Source organism: Marinoscillum pacificum (assembly GCF_024714495.1).
GTDB classification, from domain to species: Bacteria; Bacteroidota; Bacteroidia; order Cytophagales; family Cyclobacteriaceae; genus Marinoscillum; species Marinoscillum pacificum.
The window spans coordinates 19291-31858 of the sequence record NZ_JAMZMJ010000024.1 but is presented as its reverse complement, the minus strand read 5'-3'; the positions used below and the strand labels follow the sequence as shown (position 1 = coordinate 31858).

Genomic DNA, 12568 nt, shown 5'->3' with positions numbered 1-12568 from the left:
AAGGCCGCTTGACACTAGCAAGCAATTGCTCTTCTCTAAAAATCTCCAAACAACCTGAGGAATCTTCTCCAAAAAACTCCACAAACAAAAAGACCGACTCAAATACTTTTGAGACGGCCTCTTTTTTATTATTATTTCTTCCTGTGATCTCTTAGCTTCTTCACTCCATAAGCTGCGCCTCCAGCAAGCAGCAAACTAAGTCCACCATCTATAGGAGTTGCAGGCGGAGCACTTTGTGCAAAAAGCAGCAAGCCATTCATTAATAACGCTGCACTGAGTATATACTGTAGTTTCATATCTTTTAGTTAAGGGTCAATAAAATGCTGGGATAGAGTCAGTAAGAATTACACCAACCCTACCCCAAACATTTCGGCTAGTTCTTGATTATCTTTCTGCGCTGCTCTCCATCGGTCACGATATAGATTCCATCTTTTAATTCAGCAAGTGAAATCTTCTGACTTCCGCTAACCATTTCACTTTTCACTCGATTTCCAGCAAGATCAAAAACGGTGATCATTTTAGACTCATCACCCAAAAGTCTTACATACAGGATATCTTCTGAAGCATAAATCTGATACACATCGCTTCCAGCATTTAATACTTTGTTGACCAATTGAATTGCAAATCGATCTGTATGTTGTCCTGCTGTTGAAGTAAAGGAATAAGCCTCGTTCAAAGAAACTGTCTCACCAGTCAATCGATCAAACAATTCCAGTTCATAACCATTCTCCACTTCTGCACTCAGCTGATAAGAACCTATTTCACTGATATTGATACCTAAATCAATGGCTCCGGACTCCAGATCAGCCCCTTGAATTGCTAAAAGCTTACCAGTTTTATAAGAATAAATCGCCTCATCAAACTCACTGTTGATTGCAGCTGCATCATACATTTTATTGATTCCTGTTGATACAAGTCCATCAATCTGACCAATGACTGTTTGCTTGAACAATCCCTCTTCATCAGAAAGGTTAATTCGTATCACAGGTAAATTGGCCGATGCAGATCTAAAGAAGTTAACGTCTGAATTACTATCACTTACCCTCATATCTTCGGTAAACACAACATCCAGATTACTCGCTGAAGATAGCTTTACAAAGAATCCCTGACCTGACCCAATATGAGAATTGTATCGATCATCATTTCCTGCTTGTGACGTTTGTGTGGTTGCAATGGCATTCGCTACAATATAATCGGCATTCGATCCTCTGGCTGACTGAGAATTGTTATCATCCCAGAAATATACTGCTCCAGTTAAGTGAGCATTTTCACTCAAGAAAGCTGCCACACTGATGGCTGAAGGATAAGGATTAGAAACGAGCACCCAGCCTTCTACATTGTCGTTCGTTCGATCTGTAAATGTTCCAGTTACAGTGATCGTACCATTATTTGGAGTTCCTGTAAATGTCAATTCTTGTTGAAATGCCTGTGCATAGCCTTTACCTGGTACCAACTCATCAGTAGCTGCATTTTCCCATCTACTCAATCCCTGATCACCTCCATAAGCGGTTGTTTCATTGTAACTGTATACGGTACTTCCCAGATCAGAGCCTGTAAGTGATGCCGTTTGATTGACTGGAGTTCCTACAAAACTGTATTTACCATCAGCGTATCTGGTAGTTCTTTTGATGACCACACCATTGCCTGAAAAAGTTGTTCCATCATAGGTTATCAACGACGCTCCTGATTCAACGATTAAACTTCCACTATTCGTTAGATTTCCATAAACAACCAAAGCCTCCTCCGTATCTACAGTAAGGGTAGCTCCACTGGAAATAGTCAGGTTGTCGCATGAAAATTTGCCATCTGTAGAAAAATCATAATCCACTGAGATGGTCACATGATTACCGTCACCGGGTCCAGTGCCATTGCTCCAGGATCCACTCCAGGTAATAGTAGAATAGGAACAACTTCCATCATCTACGGTGGCACTCGCATTGTAATTATCAGAAAATGGATCCATGCAGCCAGTTACTGCTGCTGCGCAATTTGTTGACGTAGTAGAGGCAGATGGAGAACAAGCCGCGGTAGGCCCTACTCTAAATGAATCGTCCACATAGGTTCCTTTGAAACATCGTGGAATGTATGGATACTCATCCGTAATGACATAATAGTATGTTCCGTATGGGTAGTCAGGCGTTACACCATAGCGACCATTACATTCATCTAAAATGGTATTTGCAGAACTATATTCATAATCTTCATAATAATTCCCATCATAAGGACCATCAGGAGCACTAGATCCATCGCCCGGACGGTCTCCCGGTTTTAAAGTATAGCCAGATGAAGCTGAAGTAATGGCACTTAAAGCATCTTCCGAATCAGTGTAAACATATTTATAGTAGATAGGAAAACCATCAGCCGCATAACCCACTATTGACGAGTGATCAGATCCATCTATTCCCAGATCATTGGTAAAGTAATCCGTTGGTACAGCATGGTAATGATAGATTCCACTGGCATTTAAGTGACCTCCATTAAGTTGTCCCATACTCACTCCGATACTATTTTCAGTCGAGGTAGCTTCTACATGCCATTCGATATTATTCGAATCATCCCCATTTACGAAAGTCACCGCAGAATTGGGATCATACCTTACTCCATTGATCGATACCCCAAACTCATAATTGTATTCACACCCGACTGTCGTTTCTGTTTCTTCATACAAGGGTGTAAATACATCTGCCTCTTCCGGGTATGCGCACATATAGTATTCATAATCTCCCGCTGTTAAAGTGAAAAAGTTCTGATTGTAATCATCGTCATGATCCGGATAATTATTGGAATAGACATATCGTACATTTCCATCAATTTCGAAGCAGTACGCATTAGCATCTTCAACTGCAAATATTTCAGAAGAATTGCACTGTGCTGACAGCAAGTGACCACTTAGCATAGCCACTAACAATAGGTAAATTGATTTCATATTAAGTTGAATTAGATGATGTTGGTCTGAATAGATCTTTTGGAGGCGGACAGGTTAAATGACTTGCTTGTATTCCCAATTCCTACCTTCACCTTCACGATAGAATGCTCGTGCTGATCAAACATGTAATCGCTGGAAACTTCTAACTTGGACACAGGTCCTCCGAGATCACCCAAATAGTAGCGATACATTACTTGCTTTTGAAAAATCTCCATTTCTGGAGAGACAAGCTCTAGTTCTTGACCATCAGCTACTAGTTTCAATTTTGATTGAAGATATTCACTCCCACATTTTGACAGCATTTCCTGGGGCTGGCAGTCAGCTTCTATGATTAGAACGGTAGAAAGCATTCGCTTATCAAGAAGTACTTCTACGAATAGCTCATTTTGAAAATTATCAATCCTTACTTCAGCAACTACCTCCGAGTGAAAAACCTCATCAGTAGATACAGAGGACATGAGAAAGGATAAAAGTAAAACCTTGATCATATGGTTGACTTAGTTTAGTTGACAACCATACAACGTGGGGATTTTGGAATACCCTACCTATAAAATAGAGTCAAGATTAGTAATCAAACTCTCCGAAGACCCAATTCCCTCGCTCTTCCGGGTCATCAGAAGTAAGGAACACTTCAACAGCATTCATTAATTCATAGCGCGAGACATGTCCGTCTGCATTGGAGTCCAGGTCTTTGAAGAAGGTTTTAGATTTCTCAAGAGGAAGCCCAAATAGCTGGAAGAGTTCCATAGATTCATATAGTGAAATAAATCCATCTTTATCCACATCAAACACGCCATAGAAGAATTCAAGAAAAAACTGAATCACAGAATCCATCTCTACGTCATCCTCCTCATCCATCTCACGGAAATAATTTAACCAGTCAGATAATCTGATTTGTGTTCCCGTTATTTCCAACGCTTCTATTAGCCGCTTATAATATCTTTTGGCAGAAGAATTAATCAACCGTTTGTGCAATTCTCCTTCTGCGGATTTATCCTGATTTTCCGCAGCTCTGCGAGCCATTTCATCAAAATCAGCTGGAGACAATATATCATCTCCATCCAAATCCATTAGACGGAACAAATAACTCAGCTTAGCGAATCTAAAATTGGATAGCGGCATAAGTAAATATACAAAATCCGATTTCAGATTGTAACGTGTATTTACATTAACCCAGATTATTCAATAGATTATTAGAAGATGGTAATCCAAAATATTCTATTGAATATTGACGAAATAATTCTTGAATAAAGAATTATTTGTCAGGGTAACCGCTGCGGCGGACCGTCCTGATAAAGCAAAGCTTTCGTCAGCCCTTCGGGCAAATTATGCTTTAATGCATAATTTGGGATTAATGGATGAGCATTTTGCCTGATTTTGATCATTTAAATGACTCACAATTTTACTTTCTCATATCGATAAGTAACATTTCCTTCGTAAATTCATTTATAACAATATGGGACACCACCATCATCATGATCATGACGATTTGGCCGACGATGGTTCATTGGCTAAAATCCGAATTGCATTTTTTATCAATCTGGCCTTTTCTGCCATTGAATTGGTCGGTGGATTGTACACCAATAGTATAGCGATCATCTCCGATGCCCTCCATGACCTGGGAGATAGCCTGTCATTAGGTGCTGCATGGTATTTCCAAAAGCTCTCCTTAAAAGGTAGAGACAAAAAATACAGCTATGGTTATCGACGATTCTCCGTATTGGGTGCGATTCTGAATTCATTGATTTTGGTAATCGGTTCTACGATCATACTTTCTGAAGCCATCCCAAGATTGATCCACCCAGAAACTCCAGATGCTCAGGGAATGATCTACTTCGCTATTGGAGGAATAGCTGCCAATGGCTTAGCAGCGTGGAAGCTTAACGGTGGATCTTCTATTAATCAGAGAGCAGTATACTTACATTTATTGGAAGATGTTTTAGGGTGGTTTGCGACACTTGTTGCTGCCATTACGCTCTACTTCTTCGACTTCCCACGGATTGATGCCATTCTAGCAATAGGTATAGCCATTTTCATTGTGTACAATGTGGTAAAAAACTTGAAAGAGGCCATCAAAATCATCATGCAAGGCACTCCGCAAGAAGTAAACATCCAAAGCATCCAGGAGAAACTAGAGTCCATCGAAGGAGTAAAAGAAATTCATGACTGTCATACCTGGTCCATGGATGGACGTTACAATATCCTTTCTATTCATCTTGTGGTGGACCATAAAAACCTGATTGAGCTGGCAACAATCAAACGCAAAGCCAAGAAACTTCTCAAAGATGAGCATATTGATCATGCGACCATCGAATTTGAAACCGAAGAAGAAGAATGTGAGACTTGTTAAGTCAAGTTCCGCTTTTTACAATGCAAGCGAATCCACGAAAAATCCAATACTCAAATTTTATTGCCTGCTTTTCAAGTTCAGCTTCAAAAATTCCCCTTATTTTTAGCTGAAACCTATAGAACATAACCACGCATGTTATCAACCTCTAACCTGACGACCAATTTTCTTGAGTCCCAAAGACATTTAACCGATCCGTTAGCTGACAATACAGTAGCCGCAATTATTGATGAAGGATTTGAAGAACGTATCAACGAAATCTTCATCACTCTACATCGAAATGATGGGTTTGACCCATCACTTCTGGCTCATTTCCCAGAGTCCATTCAGCAAATAGTTTCCAACTATTTTGAAGAATCTGGAAAGTTACCAGAATGGGCTGATCAGGATTTAATTGCTCAAGGTCAGCAAGTTTTTAGCCAATTCGGTCCGGAGGTTTTCATGCTACTGAATGTGAAATCACTGCCGATGTGTTACACCTGCGCCAATGGGGCACAGGTACTTTTTGACACCGGAAGATTAGTTGAGCACAATGGTAAAATAGACCCACTAGTGCGAAGACTTATGGAAACCGCTCAGATGGTTGTAAACGTCTTGCAACCAGGTGGCTTGTCTACAGCTGGCACAGGAATAATCACTGTGCAAAAAGTACGATTGATCCACGCATCCATTCGCCATTTCCTAAAATCTCCTAAATACAATCCAGCAGGATGGGATGTTGAGAAATTAGGAGAACCAATCAATCAGGAAGATCTGGCAGGCACACTGATGTCTTTTTCGCCTGTTATTTTAAGTGGTCTCAAGCAATTAGAAATTGACTTAACTGATCAGCAAATTTTAGCCTATTCACATTGCTGGAAAGTAATTGGTCACCTTATTGGCCTTCATGATGATTTACTTTCTGACGACTATCAAACCAACTGGGATTTGGCTTGCGCTATTCTAAAACACCAGTCAGCATCATCAGAACAAGGAAAAACACTCACTGACTCTTGTGTTGCTTTCATCCAACACATGATTCCAGGCAACCTCTTCAATGAAGTGCCTGCTTACATGATTTGGTTTTTCTTTCAGGACATTGAGCAGGCCGTTGGTAAGCCTTTAGCAGAAATGATTGGCATTTCAGATCATCAAAACCTTACGGATCATCTGACAGTCAAGCTATCTCAGATCATCACCTCTCATATTGCCAAAGCTGAGCATCATCGAATCATTCAGAAACTATCTGGAGAATTTAATAAGCTGATGCTTCAAGGTTACATCCGTCATTACAATGATGGCAAACAAGTACGTTTTCTCATTCCTCCATCCTTAACCACAGATTGGGGCATCAACCAGTTTTAATCTAACAGCGCTATGAATAACCAAACGAACAAAAAACTAACGATCATGATCGTTGTAACCCAGGCCGTTCTCATGACCTGGTCTATTGGGAGCTCCATATTAGCATCTGGCCCCATCTCCGCATCCATCATTACTTACTCCCTATTCGGGTTTTATGTGATCTACACGTTGTACACCAAAGACGCAACTATGATCAAACTACTAACCTTAGGAACAGTTGCAGGTATATTGGAGCTATTCGCAGATCATTATCTGGTAGACAGCATTAACAATTTGGTCTATCCAGGCAAAGAAGCCATGATCTGGACTTCTCCAGCATACATGCCTTTCGCCTGGGCGAACGTATTGATTCAGCTAGGATACTACGGCATACTATTATCCAGATGGAAAGGCTGGGGAACGGCTTCTATTATTTTGGGACTTGCCGGAGGAATGTATATTCCATTATATGAGCATTTGGCGAAAGATGCAGGCTGGTGGTGGTATCACCAAAACGTACCTATGGTATTCAACGCACCCGTTTATGTTATCATTTGCGAGGCACTGATTTCCTTATCCTTACCGCTACTACTTACGCGTTCATCGAATAAAGGCGTCATCCATGGATTAATATATGGTGGTATCTGCGGGGTATGGATATATTTGAGCGCAATGTTGTCCTATATGATAGGAGGCTAATAATCAACTAATGAACCTACTAGACAGAGCATCGAAGATTGCAGAGGGATTTAACTCATCGATTTACCAGTTGAGTGACGATAGCTATGGTAAAGAAGTTATCCTCAAGGTAATGAAGGAGGACTTCAATTACCATCCGCATTCTTCACAGCTCTACAATGAAGACAGGTTCTTAAGAAATATTGAAACCAAAGGAATTAGGGCGTCAGTTGACCTCATAGAAGATCAGCAAACTCCTATTCTGGTTCTGGAATATTTCGACGGTAGATCTTTAAAAGATTGGCGCAAGACTAATAATCCATCCTTTTTGGATTGTCTTAATATCGCCATTTCAGTTACAGAATCCATTGCAGAAATACATAGCAAGCACAAATTGATTCACCGAGACATCAGCGCTCACAACATTCTCATTAATGAAAAACATGAGATTAGAATCATTGACTTTGGTCTTGCAATCAATGTAGACATCAAACAGAGTGTGAAAGGAATGAGTGATCAGCTCCTAGGCACACTACCCTACATTTCGCCTGAGCAAACGGGAAGAGTAAATCATCCGGTAGATTTTCGTTCTGATATTTATTCATTGGGCGTAGTATTCTATGAATTATTCACAGGAAGACTCCCTTTCGAGTCATCAGATCCTTTAGAACTCATTCATGCACATCTGGCTGTAGCTCCAACTGCCGCCTCTGAAATTAACCCAAATATTCCTCTGGTATTTTCTAATATGCTAAGTAAGCTGTTGGAGAAAAATGTGGAGAACAGGTATCAGTCCGCTCATGGGCTGCTAACAGATCTTAAGAAATGTCGCGATCAACTGGACCTGAAAGTTAACATTCAAGGATTTGAATTGGCAGAAAATGATGAATCTGGCCATTTTCAAATGCCTTCCAAAATCTATGGTCGGACATCAGAAATAGAGACGCTAACAGAAAGTATCCGAAATATTGGCACTAGCCAAAAACAACTTACGCTTGTATCCGGAAAATCGGGAACAGGTAAAACTTCATTGATCTATGAAGTATATAAGCCGCTAACTTCGAAGAAAGGTTACTTTATAAAAGGTAAGCATCAACAATTCCAGAAGGACAGACCGTATCAGGCGATAACCGAAGCTTTATCAAGTTTTGTGTCCCTGATGCTTTCAGAAAATGAGAAAAAACTGGTTCACTGGAAATCGATCATTCAAAATGCACTGGGTGGGCAAGGAAAGCTTCTTACAGACCTGATCCCAAACCTTGAATTGATCATTGGAAAACAGGAGAAACTCCCTGTGCTGGGAATCAACGAAGCGCAAAACCGATTCCATTATGTCTTTGGTCAGTTTATCAAAGCACTTGCAAGTGAAGAACATGCGCTAGTCATGTTCATTGATGACTTGCAGTGGGCAGATAGCACCTCACTAAAACTTTTAAAGCAACTCATTTTAGATCCTGAGTTGAATCACTTCTATTTCATTGGTGCTTATCGCGACAATGAAGTAACTAGTTCCCATCCACTCACACTGATCTTCAAGGAACTTCCACGACTTGGGGTAGACATTCAAGAAATTCATTTAAAAGATCTTGAGTTTGAAAATGTTCAGGAAATCGTCCTAGACACTTTAGGAAATACAGAGTCTAAATCACGCCTTCTTGCTAATATCATTTTCGGAAAAACTGCTGGGAACCCATTCTTTGTGAATCAATTCATTAAATCCATTTATGAAAATGAATTGGTATGGTTTGATACACAAGCTAGCAAATGGACCTGGGATGTTAGAGGATTAGAATCAACAAATTTCACCGACAATGTAGTGGAGTTCATGATTCAGAAATTAAGTGGGATGGATGAAAAAGTGCGTAAGCAACTGACTTTAGCATCCTGCATAGGTGACCGATTCGACCTCCAAACACTTGGTTTAATCCAGGAAAATCCGGAAGATCTCATAGAAGATTTATGGCAAGCAGTAATAGAACAACTGCTCATTGCTGAAGAAAATGAAGCTGAAATTGCCAAGGTTCAAATGGGCAGTTTCAATACTCAACCATCTCTGATATATCGTTTCGCCCATGATCGAATCAGACAAGCAGCCTATGAATTAATTCCTTACGAAGAAAAGGCTAAAGTTCATCAGCGAATTGGAGAGCACTTGTTGGCAAAAATCGATCTTAAAAAAGACCCTGATAGGGTTTTTGATGTTGTCGATCAATTGAATCTGGGGGAACCTCCTCAAACCGATGAACTGCGAAGAAAAATCATAGAGCTCAACTATGAAGCGGGCTTAAAAGCAGCAACTGCAACCGCCAATGACTCGGCATTGAGCTATTTCAAGGCTGCAGGCATGCACCTTACAGAGAGTGATTGGAAAGCAAATCATGAGCTCTGCTATCATGTATACTTTTCCATTATGGAAAGCAACTACCTGATAGGCGCTTATGAAGACATGGAAATCAATGGCAATCTGCTACTGAGCCGAGCCAAAACAAAGCTGGAAAAATTAGAAACCTACAACATCTTCGTTCAGGCGCTTATCGCTCAAGGAAAGCATATAGAGCTAATAGATTATGGCTTGTCGATTCTAAAAACCGCAGGAATTAGACTTCCATCAAAACCTTCGGACCTTGATATCCTGCAGGGTTTGCTTAAAACAAAACTCAAGCTAAGAGGCAAATCAGCTGATTACTTTGAACAGCTTCCGGACATGTCAGATGATAGCATGGCGCTGGCTATCAACATGATGAGCAGCATCAGTACCGCTTCTTACCACAATTTCCCTAAACTATTTCCATTAGTCATTTTCAAATCAGTTCAGCTTTCATTAAAACATGGAAACTGCATTGAATCAATACCTTTCTATGGTGGCTATGGAACCATACTTTGTGGTGTAATGGGAGAATATGAACGAGGCGTTGAGTTCGGGAAACTGTCCTTATCTCTTCTTGCTCGATCCAGTGAATACAAAGCTGTAGTTCCAAAGACGCTGGTTATTTACTACACATTCATTAACCACTGGAAAGACCATCTCAGAGAAAGCATTAATCCCGCTGAGGAAGCATTTATTGTTTCTTTAGAAATTGGCGACAACCAGTACGCCGCTACCTCAGCGTTCCAAAAATCCTATACAGGATTCTTATGTGGAAATCGTTTACCCGAGGTATTGAGAGAAATGGAATCCTTCCTTGATAAGATGGAAACACTTAATCAAAAAGGATATTTACTCTATCAAAAAATTGTCTACCAAAGTCTAAAGAACTTGTCTACTTCGACTGACTTTCAACCATGGTTGTTAGAAGGCGAAACTTTTAGCTTAAAGAAATTTGAAAGCGAAACAAGTGAATTGCAGCATGATGGCACCGCCAATTTTCACATAGCTTTCCATCACCTATATGTCAACTACCTTTTTGGACGATTTGAACAGGCATTAGTAGGAGCCGACAAATGTAAGAGCCTGCTAGATGTAGTAGTGAGTACGGCATATATACCTGTAGTCCATTTCTATGATTCGCTCACCTGTGTGAAGCTTATCAAATCAGGAAAAAGCACAGAAAAAGGCAAGCTAATTAAGCGTATCAAAGCCAACCAGAAGAAAATGAAAAAATGGGCAGATCATGCCCCAATGAATTTCCTGCATAAATACCTGGTCGTAGAAGCTGAATTAACTTCGATCATCAAGCCTTCCACTGTCATAAAAGGAATATATGATGAGGCTATTAAAAACGCTCTGGACAATGACTACCTAAATGAAGCTGCTGTGATCTATGAACTGGCTGGCAGACATTATTTCGCTACAAATGATGAATCGCTTCAGCTCTACTATTTAGCAAAGGCATTAAAGCTTTATCGTAAATGGGGAGCCAATACCAAAGCGGAAGACTTAAAGCGTGAGTTCCCATTTGTCTATGAAAAGCGTAAAAGAGATATACAATCCAGCTTCTCTCAAGGAACTTTCTCCTTTGGATCAATAAGCGGTAATAATCTACTAGATCTGGCTTCCGTGCTAAAAGCTGCAAGTACCATTTCTAGTGAAATCCAACTATCTAAGGCAATACCTAAGTTGCTCAATATTGTGGTAGAGAATGCTGGAGCACAATCAGGAGCCTTTGTTCTGATTCAAGATCAAATAGCCAACCTTCATGCGGTTTGTGATACCGAAGATGGTGCTAGAGTGGTTGACCCCTCTCCTATTGATGAAGATGAAAATCTACCGATTTCGGTATTGCAATATGTAAGAAGAACAAAGGATACAGTCATTTTAGATGAACCTCACAAAGACGAACGATTCCAAAAGGATTCATACCTGATTAAAAATAAAGTAGCGAGCATGCTCTGTTTGCCGATCATTCACCAGCAAGAATTGATAGGTATAATATATCTGGAGAACAGGCTAACCAAAGGGAATTTCAATACAGACAGGACTGATTTGCTCTCGTTACTTTCTGGTCAGATTGCAATAACTGTAAATAATGCGTTGCTTTATGACACACTAGAGCAAAAAGTAATTGAGCGAACCAAAGAGATTGAAAAGCAAAAAGAAAAGCTTCACCGGCAAAACAAACAGCTTACAGATCTCAATGAAGAGAAGGATTTTCTGATCAGTGTAGTCTCACACGACCTGAGAAATCCACTGCAACTGATCAAAGGATACACAAGCCTGGTTCTTCGTGAAAAATCCGACAACATCAATGAATACCTGGGTCATGTGATTGAATCTTCGGACCGCATGGAAAGCTTCATATCCAGAATATTGAATGTAAGCGCAATTAACTCAGGCGATATCCGAATCAACTGGTCCTTACAAAACATTGTAGAGCTATTGAAAGCTGAAGTTGATAAATTTATCCCTACTGCGCAGAAAAAAAACATTGACCTAAGCCTTCTCACTGAAGTTAACTCACTTCAAGCACAAATAGACAAAGGTTATTTCAGCCAGGTCTTAGAAAACCTGATCTCCAATGCCCTGAAATACACTCACAAAAATGGAATGGTAGAAGTGTCATTAGGCTTACTAGAAGGTGGCGACTATTACCGAATAGTGGTAAAAGACAATGGTCAAGGTATCTCCATAAGAGACCAAAAACTGCTATTCAGCAAATTCCAAAAACTCAGCTCCACTCCTACTGATGGCGAATCATCAACAGGTCTTGGACTAGCCATTGTTAAAAAATACGTGGAGGCCATGAATGGCCATATCTGGTGTGAAAGCGAATTTGAAAAGGGTTCTTCGTTCTTCGTGGAATTTCCGATAGAAAAGTAAATGGTAGGGAATACCTTCGCATTCCCGTTTGTCTATC

Annotated in this window: 8 protein-coding genes; 4 read left to right on the top strand and 4 right to left on the bottom strand. The window is 40.2% G+C overall.

Annotation, left to right across the window (positions count from 1 at the left end):
• Positions 1 to 131: 131 nt before the first annotated feature.
• The 4 genes from NXS00_RS26605 to NXS00_RS26590 form a co-directional block, all read right to left on the bottom strand.
• Positions 132 to 296, bottom strand: a complete 165-nt coding sequence (locus NXS00_RS26605) for a PID-CTERM protein-sorting domain-containing protein (RefSeq protein ID WP_258102347.1) — start codon at positions 294 to 296, stop codon at positions 132 to 134.
• Between the two features lie 77 nt (positions 297 to 373).
• Positions 374 to 2926, bottom strand: coding sequence for a DUF8693 domain-containing protein (locus NXS00_RS26600; protein ID WP_258102346.1), 2553 nt, complete (start codon positions 2924 to 2926; stop codon positions 374 to 376).
• Between the two features lie 11 nt (positions 2927 to 2937).
• Positions 2938 to 3414 (bottom strand): DUF6702 family protein, encoded by a 477-nt coding sequence (locus tag NXS00_RS26595; protein ID WP_258102345.1) that lies wholly within the window; start codon positions 3412 to 3414, stop codon positions 2938 to 2940.
• Between the two features lie 76 nt (positions 3415 to 3490).
• Positions 3491 to 4048, bottom strand: coding sequence for an EF-hand domain-containing protein (locus NXS00_RS26590; RefSeq protein WP_258102344.1), 558 nt, complete (start codon positions 4046 to 4048; stop codon positions 3491 to 3493).
• A 334-nt stretch (positions 4049 to 4382) separates the two neighbouring features.
• On the opposite strand from NXS00_RS26590, the gene NXS00_RS26585 reads away from it, so the two are divergent.
• The 4 genes from NXS00_RS26585 to NXS00_RS26570 all read left to right on the top strand — a co-directional run bounded on the left by NXS00_RS26585 (position 4383) and on the right by NXS00_RS26570 (position 12531).
• Complete coding sequence (locus NXS00_RS26585; protein ID WP_258102343.1) at positions 4383 to 5276, top strand: cation diffusion facilitator family transporter; 894 nt, start codon at positions 4383 to 4385, stop codon at positions 5274 to 5276.
• A 132-nt stretch (positions 5277 to 5408) separates the two neighbouring features.
• Positions 5409 to 6617 carry an oxygenase MpaB family protein gene (locus tag NXS00_RS26580; protein WP_258102342.1) on the top strand — a complete coding sequence of 403 codons (1209 nt, stop codon included), beginning with the start codon at positions 5409 to 5411 and terminating at the stop codon, positions 6615 to 6617.
• A 12-nt stretch (positions 6618 to 6629) separates the two neighbouring features.
• Positions 6630 to 7295 carry a DUF6989 domain-containing protein gene (locus NXS00_RS26575; protein WP_258102341.1) on the top strand — a complete coding sequence of 222 codons (666 nt, stop codon included), beginning with the start codon at positions 6630 to 6632 and terminating at the stop codon, positions 7293 to 7295.
• 10 nt (positions 7296 to 7305) lie between these two features.
• The gene (locus NXS00_RS26570; RefSeq protein WP_258102340.1) at positions 7306 to 12531 is read left to right on the top strand and encodes a sensor histidine kinase; all 5226 of its coding nucleotides are present in this window, start codon (positions 7306 to 7308) and stop codon (positions 12529 to 12531) included.
• Positions 12532 to 12568: the final 37 nt, after the last annotated feature.

Coding starts and splice junctions, on each gene's coding strand:
- NXS00_RS26605 (WP_258102347.1), bottom strand. CDS start 296: ATGAAACTACAGTATATACTCAGTGCAGCGTTATTAATGAATGGCTTG.
- NXS00_RS26600 (WP_258102346.1), bottom strand. CDS start 2,926: ATGAAATCAATTTACCTATTGTTAGTGGCTATGCTAAGTGGTCACTTG.
- NXS00_RS26595 (WP_258102345.1), bottom strand. CDS start 3,414: ATGATCAAGGTTTTACTTTTATCCTTTCTCATGTCCTCTGTATCTACT.
- NXS00_RS26590 (WP_258102344.1), bottom strand. CDS start 4,048: ATGCCGCTATCCAATTTTAGATTCGCTAAGCTGAGTTATTTGTTCCGT.
- NXS00_RS26585 (WP_258102343.1), top strand. CDS start 4,383: ATGGGACACCACCATCATCATGATCATGACGATTTGGCCGACGATGGT.
- NXS00_RS26580 (WP_258102342.1), top strand. CDS start 5,409: ATGTTATCAACCTCTAACCTGACGACCAATTTTCTTGAGTCCCAAAGA.
- NXS00_RS26575 (WP_258102341.1), top strand. CDS start 6,630: ATGAATAACCAAACGAACAAAAAACTAACGATCATGATCGTTGTAACC.
- NXS00_RS26570 (WP_258102340.1), top strand. CDS start 7,306: ATGAACCTACTAGACAGAGCATCGAAGATTGCAGAGGGATTTAACTCA.